This is a genomic window from Sandarakinorhabdus sp. (assembly GCF_051860625.1).
Classification (GTDB): domain Bacteria; phylum Pseudomonadota; class Alphaproteobacteria; order Sphingomonadales; family Sphingomonadaceae; genus Sandarakinorhabdus.
The window spans coordinates 93,091-116,584 of sequence record NZ_JBHYDQ010000005.1 but is presented as its reverse complement, the minus strand read 5'-3'; the positions used below and the strand labels follow the sequence as shown (position 1 = coordinate 116,584).

The window sequence follows — 23,494 nt, the reverse complement described above, 5'->3', positions numbered from 1 at the left end:
CCTTGGCGCCCGGTAGCTTTGGCGCCCGCGGCGAGGAGGCCGTGCAGGAATGGCGCCGGGGCCTGGGCTTTGGATCGTTGCGCGCCCGCATCTTCGCGGTGAATCTGGTGGCGGTGATCGTGCTGGCGATCATGTTGCTCTATCTCGACACGGTGCGCTCGCGGTTGCTGGATGAACGCACGGCGGCGCTGGCCAATGAGGCGCTGACGGTGGTGCGGTTGGTGGGCGAATTGCCGCCGCCCGACCGTGCCGCCAGCATTGCCCGGCTGGGCCTGGCGCGCGGCACCCGCGTGCGCCTCTATGGCCTCGACGGCAATCGCCTCGCCGACAATTGGCAATCGCCGGCAAACCCCCGTTTTGTCGTGGAAAATCCAGCCGAATATGGCTGGCAGCGCGCGTCGGCCAAGGCAATTGACCGCGGCATTGATGCCGTGCTGGGGTTCCAGACTGCGGCGCCCTATGCCGAACCGTCGCGCGATATCGCGGCGGCCTGGCCGGAACTTGGCGTGGCCATGGCGCGCGGCGGGGCGGCGACCGATCTGCGCCGCGCCAACGATGGCAGCCTGATCGTCTCGGCGGCCGCGGCGGCGCCGGGGGTGGGGGCGATATTGTTCACCGACTCGGCCGATGATCTGGCCGATATCCTGCGGCGTGAACGACTGACCTCGGCCTGGCTGCTGCTGTCGGTCACGGCACTGACGCTGTTTCTGTCGCTGTATCTGGCGCGCACCATCGTGCGGCCACTGCGCCTGTTGGCGGTGGCGGCGCACCGGGTGCGGCTCGGCCGGCGCCGCGAGGTGGTGGTGCCGCGCCTGCCCGAGCGCCGTGACGAGATCGGTGCGCTGGCCAGGGCCATATCCGACATGTCGATTGCGCTGCGGCGCCAGATCGATGCCACCGAGGCCTTTGCCGCCGATGTCGCGCATGAGCTGAAAAACCCGCTCGCCTCCTTGCGGTCGGCGGTCGATGTGCTGGGCCAGGTCGAGCAACCCGCTTTACGAAATCAATTGCTTGATGTGATTCGGGATGATGTTGGCCGCATCGATCGGTTGATCACCGATATTGCCGATGCCAGCCGGCTGGACGCGGAATTGTCGCGCACCGGGTTTCAGCCACTGGATGCCGGCGCGCTCGCCGATGGCCTGGTCAGCGCCTATGGCATCGCCGGCCAGCCGCGCGGCGTGACCGTGCAGCGGGCCGGTTTGTCGGCGCCGGTAATGATCGAAGGCGACGCCAGCCGGCTCGCCCAGGTGCTGCGCAACCTGATCGACAATGCGATCAGCTTCTCGCCTGAACAGGGGATTGTCACGCTGACGGTCGAACGCAGCGGGGATCAGGTCGAACTGGCGGTCAGCGACCAGGGTCCCGGCGTGCCAGCCGCGAATCGCCGGGATATCTTCAGCCGATTCTACTCCGAACGCCCGCCGGAGGAGGATTTCGGCCGCCATTCCGGCCTGGGCCTGTCGATCGCGGCGGCCATCGTGGCGGCACATGGCGGCCAGATCGTGGTGGAGGATGCGCCCGGCGGCGGCGCCTGGTTCCGTGTGCTGCTGCCGGCTGCATGACCGCGCCTGAAACCCTGCACGCGACCGCAGTTGCGCTGGATGGCCGTGCGGTGCTGCTGTTGGGGCCATCGGGGGCCGGAAAATCCGATATGGCGCTGCGTCTGGTGGCCGATGGCTGGCAATTGGTGGCTGATGATCGCGTGTTGGTATCCAAAGCCGGGCCAGTGCTGATCGCCAGCGCGCCGCCACGGCTTTCAGGCCTGCTGGAAGTGCGCGGCGTCGGCATCGTGCCGGAACCAACCGCGCCGGCGCGGATCGCCCTGGCGCTCGACCTCTCCCGCCCACCGACCCGCATGCCCGAAATCGAGCAGATGGAACTGGCCGGCGAAACCATCCCGCTGCTGCCGTTCGACCCGTCAGGCGCATCAGCGCCGCAGCGCGCGGCGCGGGCCTTGGCAAGCCACGGCTTGCCGGGCACAAGCTGCCGCGTGAGCCAGCCGATCCTCATCATTTCCGGGCTGTCCGGTGCCGGCAAGTCCACCGTGCTGAGGGCGCTGGAGGATGCAGGCCATGAAGTGGTCGACAATCTGCCGCTGTCGCTGCTCGATGCGCTGATCGCCGGCGCGGCGACGCGCCCGCTGGCGCTGGGCATCGACAGCCGCACCCGCGCCTTTGATCCGGCCGCGCTGGCGCTGCGCATTGCCGCCTTGCGCGATGGTGGGCGCGATGTGCGGCTGATTTTCCTGGAATGCGCCGATGATGTGCTGATCCGGCGCTTTTCCGAAACCCGCCGCCGTCACCCGCTCAGCCTCGATCGCCCGGCCATCGATGGGATTGTGGCGGAGCGTGACCTGCTGGTGCCATTGAAACGCGCCGCCGATCTGGTGATCGACACCACCGATCTGTCGGTCACCGATCTGCGCGCCCGCATCGCCGAGCGCTTTGGCGGCTCCTCGCCGGGGTTGACGGTGACCATCCTCAGCTTCGGTTTTGCCGCCGGGCTGCCGCGCGATGCCGATCTGGTGCTGGATGTACGGTTCCTGGCCAATCCGCACTGGGATGTCGCGCTGCGGCCGCTGACCGGGGAGGATGACCGAGTCGCGGCCTTTGTCGCGGCCGATCCGCTCTATGCCGCCACGCTCGACAAGTTCGACGATCTGGTCCGCACCTTGCTTCCCGGCTATGCGCGGGAGGGCAAGGCATATCTGACCATCGCCATCGGGTGCACCGGCGGCCGCCATCGCAGTGTCGCCACCGCCCGCGATCTGGCCGCCCGGCTGCGTGGCTCCGGGCAACCCGTGGCCCTGTTGCATCGGGACATCGCAAAATTGGCGGGTGATGCCGCCGTTGTGGCAGGTCCCCCATTGACAGACTCAGGCGAAGGGCGTGAGGCCAGCGGCCGATGATCGGGATGGTTCTGGTAACACATGGGGGGCTGGCAGCCGAATTTCTGGCGGCCATGGAACATGTCGTTGGTCCGCAGACCAGCGTGGAGGCGATCTGCATCGCCGCCGACGACGACATGGAAATCCGCCGCGCCGATATCGCGGCGGCCGTGCAGCGTTGCAACAGCGGCCAGGGCGTCATCATGCTGACCGACATGTTTGGCGGCACCCCGTCCAACCTCGCCATCTCGCTGCTCGGGCCGCAGGTGGAAGTGATCGCCGGCGTCAACCTGCCGATGCTGATCAAGCTGGCCAGCGTACGCAAGGCCGGCACCGTGGAGGCCGCGGTGCAGGCCGCCCAGGATGCCGGACGCAAATATATTGCCGTGGCCAGCCGCATGCTGGGCGAGGCGGCTTGAGCCAGGTGTTTGGGCCCATCCGGGTCACCATCTGCAACCGCCGCGGCCTGCATGCCCGGGCCAGTGCGAAATTCGTCACCTTGGCCTCCAGCTTCGATGCGGAGGTGACCGTATCGCACGATGGCGCTTCGGTGACTGGCACGTCGATCATGGGCCTGATGATGCTGGCCGCTGCGATCGGTGATGAAATCGAGATCAGCGCGACCGGGCGTGAGGCGGAGGCGGCGCTCGCGAAGCTGGTCGGCCTGGTGCAGGACAAGTTCGGCGAGGATTGAGGGCGGCCATGCTTGCGATGATGCGCCACCTCCTCCCGTTGCTCGCCCTTCTCGCCGCGCCGGCCTTCGCCAAACCTGATGCCGACACCCGCGCCTGGCTGGCGCGCACGGCGGAATTGAGCAGCGATGCGATGGAAGGCCGTGATGCCGGCAGCCCCGGCCATGCCCGCGCCATCGATCTGGTGGAACGCTGGTTCAAGGACGCGCGGCTGCAGCCGGCCGGGGAAGATGGCAGTTTCCGGCAGACGGTGCCGCTGCACGAAGTCGCCGTGACCAGCGCGGAGATGCGCGTGGTGGCGCCGGATGGCAGCGCTGTGCCGCTGAAGTTTCTGCATGACATCACGCCGCGACCCGCAACGGATCTGCCGGCGACGCTCGGCGGCGCGATGCGCTTTGCCGGTTATTGCAGCGCTAAGGAGATTGGGGCAGAGGCTGGCCCGGCGCTGCAAGGCAAGATCGCGGTGTGTTTCGGCAGCCGCCGGACCGGTCGCGCCAATGGCGCAGAACGCCTGGCTGCCGTCACTGCCGCCGGCGCCATCGCGTTGCTGACCATCGATGATGTCGGTTTTCTGGTCGAGCCGCCGCGTTGGCCGGATGCCTATGCGCGCAGCGTCGCGCATGATGGCGTGACATTGCCGAGCGGCCTGCCGCAGTTCCGGGTCAATGGCGCCGCCCTGGCCACGTTGATTGCCGGGTCTGGGCGGCTGGCGGCGGCCATCCTCACCGATGCCGGCCTGCACCGCGATCTCGAGTCGTTCGATCTGCCCGGCCGCTTCGAAGCAAAGCTGACGACGTCGCAGCGCAAATTCACCAGCCAGCAGTTGATCGGCCTGCTGCCCGGCACTGATCCGGCGAAAGCCGGCGAATATCTGCTGCTTGGCGCGCATATCGATGGCTATGGCTTTGGTGAGCCGGTGAATGGCGATGCGCTTTACAACGGCACGCTCGATGATGCCGCTTATGTCGCGCTGATCAGCCAGTTGGCGGCGCGTCGCAAAGGGAAGGGCTTTGCCCGGCCGCTGCTGTTCGCGGCATGGACGGCGGAGGAAAAGGGCCTGCTTGGCGCGCGCTGGTGGCTGCAGCACCCGACCGTGCCGAAAGATCAACTGGCCGGCGTCATCAATCTCGACCAATTGCGGCCGCTGTTCCCGCTGAAGGCGCTCACCCTGCACGGCCTGGGGCAGAACACGCTGGCCGACACCGCGAAGGCCGTCGCTGAGGGCCTGAAGATCGGCATTCGCCCCGATCTGGAACCGGAGCGCAACCTGATCCGCCGCGTCGATTCGTGGCCGTTCATGGAGGCCGGCATCCCGGCGGTGAACTTCATCTTCGCGTTCAACCCGCGCAGCCAGGAAGAACGTCTGTATCGCGACTGGTACGTGCGCCGCTACCACCGCCCGCAGGACGACATGACGACGCCGATGGATCTGGATGCCGCGCAGGATTTCAACCGCTTTTTCTATCTGTTGGTGGAAACCGCGGCGCATGCGCCGGAAACGCCGAGGCTTTCGCCCAAGCCCGGCACCTGATCGGCAAAACCCCCCAAATCCTTGCGCTTGCAAGCATTGCTCAACATGTCACAAAGGCAATGTTAGAGCCGTGGGAGCGGCCTGCCGATATTTGGGGAGAAGATCATGAAATCCGCGCTCGATACCGCGCTTGATGATGTGGTGGCCGGCATCACCGCACCGGGCGGCATGCTGGGCGTGGCGCAAACGCCGGTGCGCGGGGTGACCATGCCGATGTTCACGGCGGCGCCGCCGACGATGCGCGAATTTCTGGCCATGTTCTTTGCGGCGCAAGGGCCAAAGGAGTTTCTGGTCTTTGGCGACGAACGGCTGACCTTTGCCGATGTCCATGCCCGCGCCCTGAAATTTGCCGCCATGCTGCAGCACCGCCATGGTATCGCCAAGGGCGACCGGGTGGGTGTTGCCATGCGCAACTATCCGGAATGGATCATCGCCTATTGCGCGATCGTGCACATGGGCGCGGTGTGCATCCCGATGAACGCCTGGTGGACGGCCGAGGAAATGGGGTACGGCATCAGCGATTCCGGCGCCCCGCTGGTGGTCGCCGATGAAGAACGCGCCCGCCGCCTGGCCACCTTGTCGTGCTCGGCCAAGGTGATCACCGTGCGCACGTCGGGCGAGGTCGCGCATAAGCTGGGCTTTGCCCGCGCCGAGGATGAACTGGCGGCCAGCCCCGACACGATGTGGTATCTGCCCGAGCTGTCGCCGGAAGATGATTGCACGATCATGTACACATCGGGCTCCACCGGCAGCCCGAAAGGCGCGGTGTCGACGCACCGCGCGCAGGTGTCGGCATCGATGAACTATCTGGTCACCGGCCTGGCCCTGCTGGAATTGTCGGCCAAGGCGGGCGTGGCGCCGGCCGAACAGCAGGTGATGCTGCTGAATGTGCCCTTGTTCCACATCACCGGGCTGGTGCCGGTGCTGCTGGTGTCGATCGCCATCGGCCGCAAGATGATCATCATGCACAAATGGGATGCCGGCGAAGCGCTGCGCCTGATCGAGAAGGAGCGCTGCACCTATTTCGTCGGCGTCCCGACGATGAGCCTGGAGCTGATGCAGCACCCGGACCGGCACAAATATGATCTCTCCACCCTGGTCGATATCGCCAGCGGCGGCGCGCCGCGCCCGCCCGAGCATGTCGAGCGGCTGGCCGGCGAATTTGCCGGCAAGCACCCGGTGCAGGGCTATGGGCTGACCGAGACCAATGGCGTGGGTGCCGGCAATATCCGCGAATCCTATCGCGCCAAGCCGGCCTCCACGGGCCGCGCGGCGCCGCCGCTGGTGGAAATCCGCATTGCTGATGGCGATGGCGCGGTGGGCGATGCCTTGCCCCCCGGCGCCGTGGGCGAAGTGTGCATCCGGTCGGTGTGCAATTGCCGCGGTTACTGGAACAAGCCCGAGGCCACCGCTGCGGCGTTCGTTGGGGATGGCTGGTTCCGCAGCGGCGATCTTGGGTATCTCGACGAGGAAGGCTATTTGTTCATCGTCGACCGCAAGAAGGACATCATCATCCGCGGCGGCGAGAATATCAGCTGCCAGGAAGTGGAATCGGCCATCTATGCCCATCCGGCGGTGGCGGAGGTGAGTGTGTTCGGCCTGCCCGATGAGCGGCTGGGCGAGATTGTCGGTGCCGTGGTCTATGCCAAACCGGGCGAGCATATGGACCCGGATGCGCTGGTGGATTTCCTGAAGGGCACGATGGCGGCCTACAAGGTGCCGGCCAAGGTGTGGATGGCGGCCGAACAATTGCCCAAGCTGGGATCGGCGAAGATCGACAAGGTGTCCTTGCGCAAGCAATATCGTGCCATCTGGGCGGGCTGACCTGCCTCGAATCGGGAGAGAGATGATGTTCACCACCATGCTGGAAGGCACCAAAGACGACTGGATGCACATCGCGGCCGAGCATGGGAAGCACCAGCGCTCGGCCGCCGCTGATCAGATCATCGATTCCCTGAAACGCCTTGAGGCGATCGAGGTCGGTTTTGGCGCCAATCAGTTGGTGCACAGCCTGATGACCGCCACGCTGGCCCGCCGCGATGGCGCCACTGATGAAGAAGTGGTGGCGGCGCTGTGCCACGATATCGGCAAATTGTTCAGCATTCCCAACCATGGCGCCATCGCCGGCGAAATGCTGAAACCCTATGTGTCGGACGAGATTTACCACGCCATCGTCCACCATCAGGATTTCCAGGGCCGTTATTATTACGAGCATCTGGGCAAGGACCCGAATGCCCGCGAGCAATATCGCGGCCAGCCGTGGTTCGACATGGCGGAAAAGATCGTCGACAAATGGGACGCGCCGGCGTTCGACCCGAATTACGATGTGGACAGCCTGGAAAGCTTTGAGCCCGAGATTCGCCGGGTATTTGCGGCGCCGAAGCGGGCGATTTGATCGCTGCGCTGCGGCGGCCGTCCGGCGTCCCTCATTTTGCCAGCTTGGGGAACGGCGCTGCCTGCGCCACGCTGCGGCGGCAAGCAGGAGAGATGCAGATGATCGGGGTTATCGCGACGTTGAAGATCAAGGACGGCACCGCCGAGGCGTTCGAGGCGGCGTTTCGCACGTTGAGCGCTGCGGTGCGGGCCAATGAGCCGGGCAATCTGGCCTACCAGCTCACCCGCTCCAAGACCGATCCGCTCACCTACAAGGTGCTGGAACTTTATGCCGACGCCGATGCGTTGAAGGCGCATGGCGAAAGTGCGCATTTCAAGGCCGCTGGCCCGGCGCTGGGGGCCAGCCTGGCCGGGCGGCCGGACGTGGAGTATCTCGACGGGGTGGCGTGAGGCTCAGAGCACGGCCTTCAGGGCATCCACCAGGTCCAGCCGTTCCCAGCTGAAACCGCCATCGGTATCCGGCGTGCGGCCGAAATGGCCATAGGCGGCCGAACGCTGATAGATCGGGCGATTGAGGCCCAGTTGCACGCGGATTCCCCGCGGCGTGAGCGCGAAGCCCAGCTTGGCCGGATCGGCCAGCACGGTTTCGACTGCGGCTTCCGCCACGGTGCCGGTGCCGTGGAGATCGACATGGATCGACAGCGGCGCTGCCACACCGATGGCATAGCTCAGCTGAATGGTGCAGCGCTTGGCGAGGCCGGCGGCCACGATATTCTTGGCCAGATAGCGGCAGACATAGGCGGCCGAACGATCGACCTTGGTGGGATCCTTGCCGCTGAACGCGCCGCCGCCGTGCGGGGCGGCACCGCCATAAGTATCCACGATGATCTTGCGCCCGGTCACGCCGGCGTCGCCATCCGGGCCGCCGATTTCGAACTTGCCGGTGGGATTGAGATGGAGGACCGTGTCGGCCGACAGGAAGCTGGCCGGCAGCACGTCGCGCAGCACGCCCATAACATAATCGCGCAGCTCGGCATATTTGGCCGCGTCGCCGCCGCGAGCGCCGTGCTTTTCATAAGGCGTGCAATAGTCCGGCGCGTGCTGGGTGGAAACGACGATGGCAGTGGCGGCCACTGGCACTTCGTTTTCGTAGCGCAGGGTCACCTGGCTCTTGGCGTCCGGCTCCAGGAACGGCGCCACGCCGCTGTGGCGATCGGCGGCCATGCGATGCAGGATGCGGTGCGAATAATAGAGCGTCGCCGGCATCAGATCGGGCGTTTCATCGGTGGCATAGCCGAACATGATGCCCTGATCGCCGGCACCTTCATCCTTGTTGCCGCTGGCGTCCACCCCTTGCGCGATGTCGGTCGATTGCGGGTGGAGATGGTTTTCGAAGGTGAGATTCTGCCAGTGGAAGCCATCCTGCTCATAGCCGATGCGCTTGACGGTTTCGCGCACGGTGCGCTGGATGTCTTCCTGCGCGCCCGGTTCCCAATTGCCGTTGGCATCGATCATGCCGGCCCCGCGCACTTCGCCGGCGAGCACCACACGGTTGGTGGTGGTCAGCGTCTCGCAGGCCACGCGGGCTTCGGGATCGCGGGCCAGGAACAGATCGACGACTGCGTCGGAAATCTGATCGGCCACTTTGTCGGGATGGCCTTCCGAAACGGATTCAGACGTGAACAGGAAAGAGGAACGGCCCATATCGATATCCCGACTGCTGATGCGCGGCCGTCATACGCAGGCCACGGCACCTGCGCAAGTGATATAACGAGATGTTTATATGCCGGTCGTCGCCGGTTCAGACGGCCTGCACGCTGCCAACGCGCTGCACGGTGCGGGCATGCAGCAAGAGCGCCAGGCCCGCCACCAGCAGGGCGCCAAGCATGGCCAGCCCAGCCCCGACGCGCACGAACAACGGTGTCGGCAACGGCGGCGGCATGGTGGTGACGATGGCTTCGGCCGTCGTGCCTGCCACCGTGTTCAGCACGCGGCCATAGCCGTCGATCACCACGGTCTGCCCGGTGGGGGTGGCGCGCGCGACAGGCAGGCCTTCCTCGATGGCGCGCAGCCGCGCCTGGGCGGCATGCTGGGGCGGGCCCCAGGCACCGAACCAGGCATCGTTGGAGACATTGGCAATCCAGGCGGGGCGCGGCGTTTCCTGGGCCACGGCCTGCGGGAAAGCGATTTCGTAACAGATCACCGGCGATACCCCCAGGAACCCCGGCAATTCGACCGTGCGCGGCCCCGGGCCACGCGCAAAATCCGTGTCACCGGGCACCAGCCGGGCAATGCCCATCGGCTCGAGGATATGGCGCCACGGCACATATTCGCCCATCGGCACCAGATGCGCCTTGTCGTAACGGCCGCGGATCCGCCCTTCGGAATCAAGGACGAACAGGCTGTTCGAATAACGGGTCGTGCCGCCGGTGCGGGTCACACCGGTGCCGCCGGCCAGCAGCAGATCGCCAGGGCGCAGCACCGCCCCGATGCGGGCGCGGGTGGCGGCATCTTCTTCAATCAGGCTGTCGATGGCGCCTTCGGGCCAGACGATCAGCGTCGGTATCGTCTTGGCCGGCGCGCGCCGCACGATCTGCGGGTTGCCACCGGGGCCCGCCACCGGCGCATCAGCCTCGGCGCCGGGCATGGCCAGCCGGTTGCTGCGGCTGCTGCCGATAGCAGCGGGTGGCGGCAAGGCCAGGCCGGCGGCAATCTGGCTGTCGAGATCGCCGGTAACCTTGCCGATGCTGGGGCGCAGCGGCGAATCAATGCCTTCGGCCACGCCGATCCGGGTTTCGCGGATCGACACATCGGGCAGATCGGATCGCGCATTGCTTTCGACGCGTTCCAGGCCCAGCCGTGTCAGATCGAGATGGATGTTGAGGTGGCGCTCCACGGCCTCGGCATCATAACGCTCGCCTTGGCTGATGCCGGATTGCACGACGACCAACGCCGGGCCGATGAAACCGCTATCGACGATCCCGCCATTGCCGATCACCCCGGCGACGGCCGCACCCAGGATCAACCCGCCACCGCCCGCGCGCGCCAGCCGGTCCGGCCCGACCAGCAGCACCACCAGCCCGGCTGCCGTCAGCAACGAAATCAGCGTCAGGCCGATGGCGCCGACCGTGCCGGCCCATTGCGCCATGCCGATGACCGGCAGCCAGATGGCGCCAAGCGGGTTCCAGGCAAAACCGGTGAGGATGAGGCCGCGCGCCCATTCCGCCGGGATCCACAGCGCCACCAGCGCCAGCATCCGCGCCGACGGGCTGCGCAGGATCGCCGCCAGCCCGGCCGGCACTGCCACGAACAGCGCCAGATACATGGCCAGCAACACCACCGCGAACCAACCGAGCACCGGTGGCATCTTGGCCTGGTAGGTGAAGGCCGTGGCAATCCAGTTCAGCGATACCGCGAACATGCCGATGCCGAACAGCCAGCCGATCAGCGCCGCCGTTCCCGGCCCGCGGGCGCGCGACACCAGCCACAACAGGCCGGCTACCGCCGCCAGCGCGACGGGCCACAGGCTGAGCGGGGCAAAACCCAGCGCAGCCAGACAACCGGCAACAAGAGCGAGCGGCAGAGCGATCCGGTTTGGCATGGACGCATGGGTTAGCGAGGGACGCAGAGTCGCGCTAGTGGCGTTTTGGAGTTGGGGCGCACGCCATGCCTGTGCCAGAAGCAGCCCATGGGGCAATTGCCAGACAAGGAACCATCGGCGCTGGCGATGTCTGGCGTAACGCTGGCGCTGGGCGGGCGGCCGGTGCTGCGCGGGATCGATCTGGTCATCCCGCCCGGCACGCTGGTGGCACTGGTCGGCAGCTCGGGTGCGGGCAAGACCAGCCTGTTGCGGCTGATCAATCGCATGGTGCAGCCGGGCGAAGGCACGATCCGCATCGCGGGCGAGGATATCGCCGGCGTTGATGCCGAAACGCTGCGGCGCGGCATCGGCTATGCCGTGCAGGGCGGCGGCTTGTTTCCGCACTGGACGGTGGCGGACAATATCGCGGCGGTGCCCTGGCTGATGGGCTGGGACAAGCCGCGGCGGCAGGCGCGTGCTGCCGCGCTGATGGAGCTCGTCGAGTTGCCGCTGCATCTGGCCGACCGGTTTCCGCGCGAATTGTCGGGCGGGCAGGCGAGCCGGGTCGGGCTGGCGCGGGCGCTGGCGGTGTCCCCGCGCCTGCTGTTGCTGGATGAACCGTTCGGCGCGCTCGATCCGGAAACCCGCACCGCGCTCGCCGACCGGCTGGTGGCGCTGCACCGGGCGCAGGGGCTGACGACCATTTTGGTCACCCATGATCTGGTGGATGCGCTGTTGCGTGCCGATCTGATGCTGGTGCTGGATGCCGGCACCATCGTGGCGGCGGGGCCGCCGGCGCAGGTCGCGGCTGACCCGCACCCGGCTGTGCAGGCGCTGGTGGCGGGGCCATTGGCGCAGGCGCAGGCGCTGCATGGTTTGGGGGCTGAGCTGAAATGAGCGGATTGGCCGTCCTGCCCTCGGCGCTGGCGGCGCATCTGGCGATCAGCGCGGCGGCGCTGCTGCTGGCGCTGCTGGTGGCGGTGCCGTTGGCGCTGCTGATGCCGGCGCGGCCGTGGCTGCGGAGCGGGGTGATGGGCTTTGCCAGCGTGGTGCAGACGGTGCCGGCGCTGGCCTTGCTGGCGCTGTTTTTCCCGCTGCTGGTGCTGCTGCGCAACGTGACCGGCCTGCCGGTGCCGTCGCTGGGCCTGTTGCCGTCGCTGCTGGCGCTGGCGCTTTATGCGCTGCTGCCGCTGCTGCGCGGGTTGGCCGGCGGGCTGGCGGCGGTGCCCGATGGCGTGCGCGATGCGGCCCGCGCCATCGGCATGAGCGATTGGCAGCGCCTGTTCCATGTCGAGCTGTCGCTGGCCGCGCCGGTGGTGATGGGCGGCTTGCGCACCGCAGCGGTGTGGACGATCGGTGCTGCCACCTTGTCGACGATGGTCGGTCAGAAAAGCCTGGGCGATCTGATCTTTGCCGGGCTGCAGTTGCAGGATTGGCGGCAGGTGCTGCTGGGCTGCGTCGCGGCGGCCGGGGTTGCGCTGCTGGTCGATGGGGCACTCGGCTGGTGCCAGGCCGGGATTGCGCAGCGGCGCTGGCGGCCGGCGGCGCAGGGCCTGATCCTGCTGGCGCTGATTGCAGGCGGCGTCACGGCGTGGTGGCGGCTGGATCGGCCGGCCACGGCGATGCCGGCCGTGACCATCGGCACCAAGACCTTTTCCGAGCAATATATTCTTGCCGAACTGATTGCCGATGATCTGGCCAGCATCGGCCAGCCGGCCAGCGTGCGCTCCGGGCTGGGATCGGGCATCGCCTTCCAGAGCGTGGCGGCCGGCGGCATCGACATCAGCATCGATTATTCGGGTACGCTGTGGACGCAGGCACTGGGCCGCACCGACACGCCGCCGCGCGACGTGATGCTGCCGATATTGGCCCGCGAACTGAAGGCGCGGTACGGCGTGACGGTGGCGGCGCGGCTGGGGTTTGAAAATGCCTATGCGCTGGCGATGCGCCGGGAGGATGCAGCACGGCTTGGCGTGAAGACCATCAGCGATCTGGCGCGCGTGTCCGGCAAATTGCGGCTGGCCACCGATCTGGAATTTCTGTCGCGCGCCGAATGGGCGGCATTGCAGCGCAGCTATGGCTTGGGCTTTGCCAATATCCGCGCCTTTACGCCGGTGCTGATGATGGCCGCGCTGCGCGATGGCGCTGCGGATGTGATCACCGCCTACAGCAGCGATGGCACGCTGGCTGGCGATGATCTGGTGCTGATCACCGACGATCGCAGCGCCTTGCCGGCCTATGATGCGCTGCTGCTGGTGGCGCCGGGGCGTGATGCACTTGTGCGTCGGCTGGCGCGCTATGAGGGGCGGATTCCCGTCGAGGCGATGCGTGAGGCCAATTGGCAGGCGGACCGGCCGGCCGACAAGCGCAGCCCGGCTGAAGCGGCGAAATGGCTGAAAGCGAAGACGGGGCTTTAGAACTGCCCCGCCGCACGCAATTCGCCCATCACCTGGTCGGCAGCCTCACGGAATACGCCCACCACCGTGTCGATTTCTTGCCTGGTGATCACGAACGGCGGTGAGAAGGCCACCGAATCCGATGCCGGCAGCGCGCGGCCGATCACACCGCGGGCACGCGCCGCGTTGACGATGCGGGCGGACACTTTCAGCGAAGGATCGAAGGCCACCGGTCGGCCGTCGCCATCGCGGCCCGCAATGAATTCGACGGCGCCGATCAGCGCCTGGCCGCGCACATCGCCGACCAGCGGATGGTTGCCGAAGGCGGCGCGCAGCGCCTCCTGCATGTGATTGCCGGTGACGGCTGCCTGCGCCACCAGATTTTCGCGCTCGATGATGTCGAGATTGGCCATGGCGACCGCAGCGCCGACCGGGTGGCCGGAATAGGTATAGCCGTGGCCGAACGCGCCGAACTTGCCTTCGGCGGTGCGCATCACCTGCCAGACATGATCCGACACGATGCAGGCAGACAGCGGGAAATAGGCCGAAGTCAGCCCCTTGGCGACCGTCATCATGTCGGGCTGGATGCCGAACACTTCGCTGCCGAACATGGCGCCCAGCCGGCCGAAGCCGCAGATCACCTCATCGGCGATCAGCAGGATATCGTGGCGCTTCAGGATCGGCTGGATGGCCTGGTAATAGCCGGCGGGCGGGGCGTGCACGCCGCCGGCGCCCATCAGCGGCTCCATGATCATCGCGGCGATGCTGTCAGCGCCTTCGCGCGCAATCGTGGCTTCCAGATCGTCGGCCAGCTTCTGCGCGAACTCGGCGTCCGACAGGCCATGGCCTTCCCAGATGCGACGCGGCGCCATCACATGGCTGATGCCAGGCAGCGGCAGGCCAAAGCCATCGTGCAGGCCAGTGAGGCCGGTCAAGCCGGCGGTCATCACCGTCACGCCATGATAGCCGCGGCTGCGCGCCAGGATCTTGCGCTTGGCCGGCTTGCCCTTGGCGGCATGGTATAGCCAGGCGATCTTGACCTGGGTGTCGTTGGCGTCCGACCCGCTGTTGCCGTAAAACACCTTCTTCATGCCGGCCGGCGCCAGCTTGACCAGCCGCGCGGAAAGCTGCGCCACCACATCATTGGCCATGCCGGAAAAACCGTGGAAATAGGGCAGTTGTTCGGCCTGGGCGCGCATGGCTTCGGCCAGTTCGGGCCGGCCATAGCCGACATTCACGCACCACAGCCCGGCCAGTGCATCGATATATTCCTTGCCCTGCACGTCGGTCAGCCGCGAACCCTTGCCGCCGACCATCATCGCCGCCGGGCCATTGTCCTCATGATCGGCGGTCATGGTGAACGGGTGGAAGACATGGGCCTGGTCCATGGCCAACAGGTCGGCGGCGCTGAGTGGGCGGTTCATCGTCGGGCTTTCATGCAAATGGTGGGGAAGGATAGGCCGGGCATCACGCCGGCGGCAACTGTTATGCTGCCACCGGTCAAGCCGGTGGCGGTTGGTAATGCTGCCACCGGTCAAGCCGGTGGCAGGGGATCCATCCGCCAGAAATGCTTCACCTCGTCGTCGCGGCCGGTCATGTCATAGCGGATCAGGCTCATCGGGATGCGGCCGATGGTCATGACTCGGTCGTGGAAGCGCTTCAGTTCAAACTTGTCGCCCTCCTGGAAGCGGACGTCGGCCAGCAGTTTCTGCATCTCGATCATGCCGACCGTATAGCCGATGCCATAGCCAGGCGGGCGGCGCAGATAGATTTCGGCATCCACCCGGGCGACATTCTCGTCGAGCCAGGGCGTCATCTGCCGCCATTCCTCGACAATCTCCTTCACGCCCTTGCGGTTAAGCTGCAGATCGATGTCACCGGCCACACGCACGGCGCGGAAGATGCCGAAAATGTCGATCAGCTCGCGGGTCCGCGGCCGGTCGGCCAGGAAACCCAATTTCTGCGCGGCCTCTTCCAGATACACGCCCCAGCCTTCGGCGCGGACGCCATCGCCAATGCGCGAGCGGATCGGGTGGGTGTCACGCTTGCCCATGGCGCCATCAAAGGCGTGGCCGGGCACGGTGGCGTGCAGCAGATCGGGGGTGGGATCGCGATACTGGACTTCTTCCCAGAAGTTGCGGCCGCCCTGCCGCTCGATCCACGGCACGTTGACATACAGATTGCCGATATCGGCTGGGATGGTGATGATCTCCTCGTCGGTCAGCCACTTGGTGATCGCGGCCTTGGTGTCGGCCTTGCGGCGATCATAGTCTTCCTTGGTGGCGGCGGGCAGCAGCGGCGGCTGCTTGCGGTTGCGATGTTCCTCCAGCGCGTGGATCGACCACAGCCGCTGCGATTCGCGGGCGCCGAGCACATAAAGCTGATCGGTGTTGTAAGGCAGCAGCTTGACGTTTTTCAGATACCAGTTGTAGCGCGCCTCGCCGATGCCGGCCTTGGCGGTCATCTTCGGGCGGTTGGCCTTCAACCAGTCGCGGAACTGGATGGCTGCGGCACGCGCCGCCATGATCTCGGGGATCAGTTCGGGCTGCTTTTCCTTGGCGCGCACCGCCATGTCGTCGAACCAGCCGATCACGCCGGCCGGCGGCACCGGCCGCCACGGGTGATTGTGGCCAACGCCGTCGGCATTTTCGAGATTATACAGCGCCAGATCGGCATAGTCGGCGGCGGCTTCGGTCAGCGTGCGCTTGCCCTGTTCGGCGATCAGCGGGATCATCTTGAGCCGGGCCTGCAGCCGATCCTTGTCGGCACCGCTGACCGGCAGTTCGGTCATCGGCGGATACAGCATCTGATCGACATAATAGCCGGGATCGCGCGAAAACGGCTTGGACACCTGCAGCCAGAACATCTGCTGCGCCATTTTCGACCGCACCGCCAGCCAGTCCGCCTGCTCGGCGCGGCTGAAGCTGGCGACGTTCATATCCTCGACGCGGGCCATCAGCGCGTTCAGTTCAAGATTCTGGCGCGCGATCGTCTGCGGCGTGAAATCGGGCAGGCCGGCGGCCGGGCGGGCATCGCGCCAGGCGAGAAATTCCTGCCACACGGCATTCAGCGCGCGGTAATCGCCGCGGCCTTGCGGCGGGGTTGCCGGCGCTGCGGTGGCGGCGTGGGCTGGCGCCGCCACCAGCGCCAGCGGCGCGCTCAACGCCAAAGCCAGTGCCGAGGCCATCATTGCCATTTGCCGCGTCATGTCCGACCCCCTATCCTGTTTGAAAATGCTGAACCCAGCCTGCCGGCCAGCCCGGCCAGCGTCAAGAAATTTGCGCGCTTTGCGCACCGATGTATTCTATGCGAACAAGTGACCGCGCTTTACAACGAACCTTATCTGGGGGGTGCCCGCATGAAATATCTGATCGCAATCGCTGTGGCGGCCGTGATGGCCACCGCGCCCGCTCTATCCCCGGCGCAGGCCAGCACGCCGGCGGAGCTGCACGCGCTGTTTGCCGACTGGCGGCAGTTCCACAATTCACGCGGTACCGGCGGCGTGCCCGATTATACGCCCGCGGCCAATGCGGCGCGGGCGGCCGGCCTGGCGCAGTTCCAGGCGCGGCTGAACGCGATCGACACCAACGGCTGGACGGTGGCCGACAAGGTCGATCGGCAATTGGTGCAGGCCGAAATGAACGGGCTGAAGTTCGATCTGGAGGTGACCAAGCCCTGGGAGCGCGATCCGGCCTGGTATCTGAGCGTGTGGTCGGCGCAGAGCGACACGCCGGCGCACGAAGGCCCGGTGCACGTCGCGCCCGTTGAATTGTGGCAGTACAGCTTTCCGCTGAGCACGGCCGATGCAGCGAAGCTGGCCGGTGAACTGGCGCATATCCCGGGGCTGCTGCAACAGGCGCGCGGCAATCTGACCGGCAATGCCGGCGATTTGTGGAACGCCAGCCCGGTCACGCTGGGCGAGCAGGCCGATGCGCTGCGTGGTTTGCAGGGCAGGATCAAGGGCCAGGGAAAAGAGTTTCGCGCGCTGGAGAAGGCCACGGCCGATGCGCTGGCGGCGACCGAAGCGTTCATCACCTGGGTGAAGGCGCAAGGGCCAACCAAGACCGGGCCGTCGGGCGTCGGCATCCCGGCCTATGACTGGTTTCTGAAGAATGTGCAGCTCTCGCCCTATACCTGGAGCGACGAGGTCGCGATCCTGAAGCGTGAGCTGGCTCGCGCCCATAGCGGCCTGCGTCTGGAGGAAAATCACCACAAGGCGCTGCCGGCGCTGACCAGCCCGACCAGCCAGGCCGAATGGGACGCCAAGAGCCTGGCCGACATCGATTATTTCATCGATTTCATGGACCAGACCGGCGTGGCGACCATCCGCCCCTACATGAAGCCGGAACTGGCCAAGCGCATCGGCAAATGGGTGCCGGCGGACCAACAGAATTTCTTCGCGATCGCCCAAGGGCGCGCACCCAACAGCCTGTTCGCGCATTTCTATCACTGGTGGGATCTGGCCGAAATGCAGGCGCGCCCGCATGCCTCGCCGATCCGCCGCGACGCGCTGCTGTACAATATCTGGCTGAGCCGCGCGGAGGGCAATGCCACCGCGATGGAAGCGATGATGCTGGATGCCGGCCTGTTCGACAAGGAACCGCGCAGCCGCGAGGTGGTGTGGATCATGCAGGCCCAGCGTGCCGCGCGCGGGCTGGCGGCGCTCTATGCCCAGGCCAATCAGATCGACCTGAAGGCGGCGATGGCCATGCAGGTGTCGCGCACGCCCAACGGCTGGATGAGCCCCGATCTGCCACTGCTCGGCTTTGAACAGACGCTGTATCTGCGCTTCCCCGGCTATGGCCCCAGCTACATCACCGGCAAGGCCCAGATCGAGCAATTGTTCGCCGAACTGGCCGAGAAGGAGCGCGCGCAATTGCCGGGCGACAGCTTCACCGTGAAGGGATTTTATGACCGACTCGGCGATTTCGGCATGATCCCGGTCAGCATGATCCGCTGGCAGTGGCTGGGCGCGACGGATGAAGTGACGGCGATGGGTGTGCAGCCATGATGTGGGCGCTGCGCCTGGTCGTGGCGGCGCTGTTGCTTGCCACGCCGGCGCTGGCGGCAACCCACGCCGATCTGGTGGCGCTCTACACGCAGTTCCGCGCCGACATTGGCTTCACCGCGAACGCCAACGTGCCCGATCACACGCCGGCTGCCATGGCGCGGCGCGAAGCGGCAGCGCGCACGGCGCTTGTGCGGCTGGAGGCGATGGACGACAGCGGCTGGCCGGTGGCGGAGCGCGTCGACTGGATGATCGCGCTTGGCGAAATGCGTGCTGTGCTGTTCCAGCATCGCCATCTGCGCCAATGGCAACGCGATCCGTCGTGGTGGGCAACGCTGGACATCGGCTGGGGGCCGAAGGTCGATACGGCGTGGGCGCCGCCAAAACTGCCGTTGAAAGATGCCGCCGCACGCGCCGATCTGGCGCAGAAACTGGCCAGCGTGCCGGCCGTGCTGACCGCCGCGCGTGCATCGCTGACGGATATGAAGGGCGATCTGATCACGCTGGCGCTGGCGCATCACCGTATCGAAGCCCGGCTCTATGCGCGCATGGCGGCCGATCTGGGGAAGAGTGATCCGGCACTGGCGAAAGCGGCGCGTACCGCGGAGGCCGCGTCAAAATCCTTTGCCGACTGGCTGGAACAGACGCACTCCAAGGTGCCGGCCGGCGCCGGCATCGGCCAGGCCGCGATGGACTGGTATCTGGTGCATGTGCTGTATTTCCCGTGGAATTCCGCCGAAATGGCGGTGCTGGGTGAGCGCGAGTGGGAACGCAGCGTCGCCTTCCTGAAGATGGAGGAGCATGAGCATCGCGGCCAGCCGATGCTGCCGGCGGTGACGACGCTCGCCGATTTCGAACGCATCAGGCGGGAGGCGGACGAGGATATATTGGCCTATCTGAAAGCCAAGGACCTGATGACCGTGCCGGACTGGTTGGTGGTGCCGCCGCCGGAAGGCCCGTATGTGATGCCGCAGAATCAGGATCCGGCCGTTGGTGGCCCGTTCGATCCGCCGATCCGCCGCAATTTCTTCCGCCAGGCCGAAGATCGCGACCCGCGCAGTTTGCGGGCGCATAATCTGCCTGGCCATATCTTCGATTTCCTGTGGCGCAGCCGCGACCCGCGCCCAATTCGCGGGCAGGCGCGGGTGAATTTCCTTGATTCACAGCGCTTCGAAGGTTGGGCCTTCTATCTGGAGGAAATGATGCTGCAGGCCGGCTGGCTCGATGCCCGGCCCAAGGCGCGCGAGATTCATTATATCCTGCAGGCCAATCGCGCCGCGCGGCTGGCGCCGGAATTGAAGGTGCATTCGGGCGAATGGAGCCTGGACGAAGCGCTGACCAGCCTGGCGGGACGCACGCCCTATTGGATGGCCAAGACCGATGATACCGCCGTGTACGACATGGCGCTGTATCTGCGGCAGCCGGGGCTGGGGCTGAACTATTATTTCGGCAAGCTGCAACTGGAACAGTTGCTGGCCGAAGTCGGCCACAAGGAAGGCCAGGCATTCAACCTGGGCCGGTTCCATGATCGTTTCATCGCCAGCGGCATCATCCCGATCGCGCTGACGCGGTGGGAGATGCTGGGCGATGAAGGCCAGGTGAAGCGGTTCCGGGATGCGCCGCCGATGCCGTGAGGGCGGTTTGGGCTAACCCCCCTACTTCGCCGCGCGCGGGATCAGCAGCAGCTCCGTCTGCCGCCCATCGATCCAGCGCCAGCCCGTGCCATCGAAAAACCCGTCGACCTCCAGCGGGAAGCGGGTTTCCTTGTCGCCCCATTCCGGCACATTGTGCACTGCGGTCAGTTCGATCGACCAGGCGGTGTCGGGATAAATGCCATATTCGCCGAGGCCGGGGATCATGTCCTGCCGTTCCCAGGCACCGATCCACGGCCCGGCGCCGTGGCCGTTCAGCCCGATGCTGTGGGTGTAGATGACCGGGTTCAGCCCCTGCGCAGTCGCCTTTTCGCGCGCGATGGTCAGCAACTGGTTGCCGGTCAGGCCGGTGCGGAACGATGACGTCAGCGCATCCTGCACCTTGTTAGCCGCAGCCATGCCGGCGCGCAGCCCGGCTGGCGCTTCGGTTTCGCCGGGGCGAAGCACATAGGCCAGCATCTGCGTGTCGGTCTTCAGGCCCAGCATGCCGGCGCAGAAATCGACGTGCAGCAGATCGCCGGGCATGATGACGGTGTTTTCGGGCAGCGTCTGCTGGCCGGGCGTGGTCGCTGCCTTGTCGGCACGCTGGATGTTGACCGACGGCTGACACCAGGCATCCTGGCGCAGATCGGCCAGCCGTTCGCGATACCACCACACGACATCCTGGGTGGTGGTGACGCCGGGCGTGATCACCTTTTCCGACAGGCCTTCCGGGATCAGGCTGTGCGCGACGCGCATGATGCCCTGATAGACGTCCATATCTTCGGGGGTGCGGGTTTCCAGCACGCCCAGTGCCAGGCGGTCGTGGCTTTCCAGCCGGTTGGCCATCGGGCCGAGCGCTGTGACCAACTGGCGATGCTCGCCAACGGTCATGCCATCGGCCAGCGCGAAATCGCGGCTGATGTTGATGGCGATGCGCTTTGGGTCACGTTCGGCAATGATCTGGGCGACGCGGGCCCATTGTTCGGGCTGTTCTTCGGGGTTCCACAGCGACGGGAACAGATCACCGACCGGGTAGCGGGCAATGGCGAGCCGTTCCACCGTGGTGCCATTGTCGAAGAAGATCAGCACCATGCGCCGCCGCGCCGATGCCCAGGTGGCGGGCAGCATCGCCTTGACCACCGGATCCTCGTTATATTCGCGGGCGACCAGCACCCACATGTCGACACCGACCTCGCGCATGATGCGCGGCACCACCGTATCGAGCCGCGCCTTGATCAGCCGATCATGGGCAGCGACGCGGTCGCGCAGATTGGGCACGCCGGGACGCTGGTAGTCTTGCGCCAGAGCGGGGCCAGCCACAGCCAGCAACAGCGCGGCGATCAATGTCTTCATGCGTCCATTCCTTCATATTTCCGGCGCTCCAGCCAGAAATGCAGTTCCTGCGGCAACACCCGCTGCGGTTTTTCCAGCCCGAGCTCGCGGGCGCAGCGATAGACGAAGCTGCTGTCGGCCAGCAACTCGCGCCCCACCGCCACCAGATCGGCGCGGCCATCGGCGATCACGCCATTGGCCAGGGTGCCGTCCATGATCAGGCCAACGGCCATGCTCGGCACGCCGGCGGCTTTCACGGCCGTGGCCAGCGGCACCATGTAACCGGGTGCTGGCGGGCTGCCGGAGACGCCGGACGGCCCGCTGCTGCCGCCCGAAGAACAATCAACGAGGTCGACACCGGCGGCGTGCAGGCGCTGCGCCAGTTTTGCGGTGTCGTCGATGGTCACGCCGGTATCGACGGCGGACGTGCGCCACAACAACGGCATTGAATCGGGAATGGCGGCGCGGACAGCGCGCACCAGCGTTTCGGCGAACAGGCCGCGATCCCGGCCATATTCGTCGTCGCGCTGGTTGCTGGCCGGCGAGAAGAAGCTGCCGGCAAGATAGCCGTGGGCGCCGTGCAGTTCGATGAAATCGAAGCCAGCAGCGATGCTGCGCCGGGCGGCGGCAACGAAAGCGTCGATCACGGCGGCAATCCCGGCGGCGTCGAGTGGTTGCGGCACCTGCCAGCCATCGCCGAACGGGATCGGGCTGGGGGCGACGCTGGCCCACCAATCGGGATGATCGGCGGGCAGCGGCCGTGCGCCATCGAACGGCGTGGCAGCGGCGGCCTTGCGCCCGGCATGGGCGAGCTGGATGCCGACGGGCACGCCTTGATCATGATAAAGCGCGGTCAGGTCGCGGAGGCCCGGAACATGGGCGTCGCTCCAGATGCCCAGGCAGCCCGGCGTGATGCGACCGTCGCGCAAGACGCCCGAGGCTTCGAAGATGGCGCCGCCCAGGCCGGACAGCGACAGCCGGCCATGGTGGGCGGTGTGCCAGCGCTGCGCCAGGCCATCACGCGCGCGATACTGGCACATCGGGGACAGAATCACGCGGTTGGGGAAGGTCACGCCGCGGATGGTGAGCGGCGTGAACAGTTGGGGCACACTCATGCCGCGGCGCGCCCGTCAATCTCGATCAGCGCGGCGTCGATCTCGTCGAACACGGCGCGGATGGCCTTCAGCTTGGTGCGGCCTTCTTCACCGAGCGAAGCGAATTTGGTCAGCGGATCGCGCACGTCGCCCACCGGATAGCCCTGGGCAGCGGCGAGCGCCTTGGAATAGCATTGATGGCCATAGGTCGGGTGGCCTTCGGCGATGACCTTGTCGAACTTGTGCACCAGATGCTGGATGCGCGCGGCTTCCTTGATGCGGCCTTCCTCCAGCAGGTTCCACATCCGCGTCGTCTGGTAGGGCAGATAATTGCCATAGGGGTTCACATAGCCGACGGCGCCGAGCAGGAAGCTTTCCACCGGCTTCTCCCCGGCAAACACGTTCATCACCCCATGCGTTTCCTCGACGATCTCGAACACGCGGGCGATGTCCTGGCTGGCTTCCTTGATGTAGCGCACCTGTTCGAACGCCGCGGTCAGCCGGGCGACCAGCGGGGTTTTCATGTCGCGATTGGCGGTGAACGGGTTGTTGTAGATCATGATCGGCACCTGCACGGCGGCGCAGATCGCCTGGTAATAGTTGAAGATTTCATCGTCGGTTGGCGTGTAGTAATAAGGCGGGATGATCATCAGGCCATCGGCGCCAAGATCCTGTGCCTCGCGGCTGTAGCGCACGGCGGTGGCGGTATAGGCGTTCATGGTGCCCACCATCACCTGATAACGGCCGGCGGCATGCTTGACGGTGGCATCGACCAGACGGCGGCGCTCATCATCGGAAATGGTCAGAAATTCGCCAGTGGTGCCCAGGATGATGACGCCGGGCACGCCGCAGTCATGCTGCCAATCCAGAAAGGCGTTGAGGCGCCCCAGATCGATGTCGCTGCCATCATCGTTGAATGGGGTGACAATCACCGAATGGCTGCCGCGAAATTGCTTGGTCATGACGAGATCCCTGTTTGAATGGTCGGTTTGCGCACAAATGA

At 66.1% G+C, this 23,494-nt stretch carries 19 protein-coding genes and 1 pseudogene; 13 read left to right on the top strand and 7 right to left on the bottom strand.

What is annotated here, in order from left to right:
- Window positions 1-2: 2 nt before the first annotated feature.
- From ACTIEZ_RS06705 to ACTIEZ_RS06670, 8 genes are all read left to right on the top strand, one after another.
- Entirely contained in the window at window positions 3-1,565 is a 1,563-nt protein-coding gene (locus tag ACTIEZ_RS06705; RefSeq protein ID WP_439545888.1) for an ATP-binding protein, read from the top strand.
- Complete coding sequence (rapZ, locus tag ACTIEZ_RS06700) at window positions 1,562-2,911, top strand: RNase adapter RapZ (RefSeq protein WP_439545887.1); 1,350 nt, start codon at window positions 1,562-1,564, stop codon at window positions 2,909-2,911. The genes ACTIEZ_RS06705 and rapZ overlap by 4 nt, the downstream gene beginning before the upstream one ends.
- The gene (locus ACTIEZ_RS06695) at window positions 2,908-3,309 is read left to right on the top strand and encodes a PTS sugar transporter subunit IIA (protein ID WP_439545886.1); all 402 of its coding nucleotides are present in this window, start codon (window positions 2,908-2,910) and stop codon (window positions 3,307-3,309) included. Before rapZ ends, ACTIEZ_RS06695 begins: the two co-directional genes overlap by 4 nt.
- A gap of 5 nt (window positions 3,310-3,314) precedes the next feature.
- Window positions 3,315-3,584 (top strand): HPr family phosphocarrier protein, encoded by a 270-nt coding sequence (locus tag ACTIEZ_RS06690; RefSeq protein WP_439545963.1) that lies wholly within the window; start codon window positions 3,315-3,317, stop codon window positions 3,582-3,584.
- A 17-nt stretch (window positions 3,585-3,601) separates the two neighbouring features.
- Window positions 3,602-5,113, top strand: a complete 1,512-nt coding sequence (locus ACTIEZ_RS06685; protein ID WP_439545885.1) for a M28 family peptidase — start codon at window positions 3,602-3,604, stop codon at window positions 5,111-5,113.
- 105 nt (window positions 5,114-5,218) lie between these two features.
- On the top strand, window positions 5,219-6,937 hold the full coding sequence (locus ACTIEZ_RS06680; RefSeq protein ID WP_439545884.1) for a class I adenylate-forming enzyme family protein: 1,719 nt from the start codon (window positions 5,219-5,221) through the stop codon (window positions 6,935-6,937).
- A gap of 22 nt (window positions 6,938-6,959) precedes the next feature.
- Window positions 6,960-7,508, top strand: a complete 549-nt coding sequence (locus ACTIEZ_RS06675; protein WP_439545883.1) for an HD domain-containing protein — start codon at window positions 6,960-6,962, stop codon at window positions 7,506-7,508.
- 98 nt (window positions 7,509-7,606) lie between these two features.
- A complete protein-coding gene (locus tag ACTIEZ_RS06670) occupies window positions 7,607-7,897 on the top strand; it encodes a putative quinol monooxygenase (RefSeq protein WP_439545882.1) in 291 nt (96 codons plus the stop codon).
- A gap of 3 nt (window positions 7,898-7,900) precedes the next feature.
- On the opposite strand, the gene metK is transcribed toward ACTIEZ_RS06670, so the two are convergent.
- Together metK and lnt are read right to left on the bottom strand one after the other, a co-directional pair.
- Entirely contained in the window at window positions 7,901-9,151 is a 1,251-nt protein-coding gene (gene metK / locus ACTIEZ_RS06665; RefSeq protein ID WP_439545881.1) for a methionine adenosyltransferase, read from the bottom strand.
- 97 nt (window positions 9,152-9,248) lie between these two features.
- Entirely contained in the window at window positions 9,249-11,003 is a 1,755-nt protein-coding gene (gene lnt, locus ACTIEZ_RS06660) for an apolipoprotein N-acyltransferase (RefSeq protein ID WP_439545962.1), read from the bottom strand.
- Window positions 11,004-11,005: 2 nt separating this feature from the next.
- Between lnt and ACTIEZ_RS06655 the strand changes: the two are divergent.
- The 3 genes and pseudogenes from ACTIEZ_RS06655 to ACTIEZ_RS06645 form a co-directional block, all read left to right on the top strand.
- Window positions 11,006-11,086: pseudogene (locus tag ACTIEZ_RS06655) on the top strand (hypothetical protein); the annotation flags it as partial.
- A gap of 49 nt (window positions 11,087-11,135) precedes the next feature.
- Window positions 11,136-11,924: an ATP-binding cassette domain-containing protein gene (locus tag ACTIEZ_RS06650; protein WP_439545880.1), complete on the top strand. Its 789-nt coding sequence runs from the start codon at window positions 11,136-11,138 to the stop codon at window positions 11,922-11,924.
- On the top strand, window positions 11,921-13,444 hold the full coding sequence (locus tag ACTIEZ_RS06645; protein WP_439545879.1) for an ABC transporter permease/substrate-binding protein: 1,524 nt from the start codon (window positions 11,921-11,923) through the stop codon (window positions 13,442-13,444). The genes ACTIEZ_RS06650 and ACTIEZ_RS06645 overlap by 4 nt, the downstream gene beginning before the upstream one ends.
- On the opposite strand, the gene ACTIEZ_RS06640 is transcribed toward ACTIEZ_RS06645, so the two are convergent.
- Together ACTIEZ_RS06640 and ACTIEZ_RS06635 are read right to left on the bottom strand one after the other, a co-directional pair.
- Window positions 13,441-14,847 carry an aminotransferase gene (locus tag ACTIEZ_RS06640; protein WP_439545878.1) on the bottom strand — a complete coding sequence of 469 codons (1,407 nt, stop codon included), beginning with the start codon at window positions 14,845-14,847 and terminating at the stop codon, window positions 13,441-13,443. The genes ACTIEZ_RS06645 and ACTIEZ_RS06640 overlap by 4 nt on opposite strands.
- A gap of 110 nt (window positions 14,848-14,957) precedes the next feature.
- The gene (locus tag ACTIEZ_RS06635; RefSeq protein WP_439545877.1) at window positions 14,958-16,619 is read right to left on the bottom strand and encodes a DUF885 family protein; all 1,662 of its coding nucleotides are present in this window, start codon (window positions 16,617-16,619) and stop codon (window positions 14,958-14,960) included.
- A gap of 120 nt (window positions 16,620-16,739) precedes the next feature.
- Here ACTIEZ_RS06635 and ACTIEZ_RS06630 point away from each other — a divergent pair, with 120 nt between their 5' ends.
- Complete coding sequence (locus ACTIEZ_RS06630) at window positions 16,740-18,434, top strand: DUF885 family protein (protein ID WP_439545876.1); 1,695 nt, start codon at window positions 16,740-16,742, stop codon at window positions 18,432-18,434.
- On the top strand, window positions 18,431-20,065 hold the full coding sequence (locus tag ACTIEZ_RS06625) for a DUF885 family protein (RefSeq protein WP_439545875.1): 1,635 nt from the start codon (window positions 18,431-18,433) through the stop codon (window positions 20,063-20,065). Before ACTIEZ_RS06630 ends, ACTIEZ_RS06625 begins: the two co-directional genes overlap by 4 nt.
- A gap of 21 nt (window positions 20,066-20,086) precedes the next feature.
- Here the strand turns inward: ACTIEZ_RS06625 and ACTIEZ_RS06620 are convergent, their stop codons facing one another.
- From ACTIEZ_RS06620 to ACTIEZ_RS06610, 3 genes are read right to left on the bottom strand one after another with little or no spacing between them, the layout of a single operon-like run.
- Complete coding sequence (locus ACTIEZ_RS06620) at window positions 20,087-21,418, bottom strand: M24 family metallopeptidase (protein ID WP_439545874.1); 1,332 nt, start codon at window positions 21,416-21,418, stop codon at window positions 20,087-20,089.
- Window positions 21,415-22,512 carry an oxidoreductase gene (locus ACTIEZ_RS06615; RefSeq protein ID WP_439545873.1) on the bottom strand — a complete coding sequence of 366 codons (1,098 nt, stop codon included), beginning with the start codon at window positions 22,510-22,512 and terminating at the stop codon, window positions 21,415-21,417. The genes ACTIEZ_RS06620 and ACTIEZ_RS06615 overlap by 4 nt, the downstream gene beginning before the upstream one ends.
- The gene (locus tag ACTIEZ_RS06610; protein ID WP_439545872.1) at window positions 22,509-23,453 is read right to left on the bottom strand and encodes a dihydrodipicolinate synthase family protein; all 945 of its coding nucleotides are present in this window, start codon (window positions 23,451-23,453) and stop codon (window positions 22,509-22,511) included. The genes ACTIEZ_RS06615 and ACTIEZ_RS06610 overlap by 4 nt, the downstream gene beginning before the upstream one ends.
- Window positions 23,454-23,494: the final 41 nt, after the last annotated feature.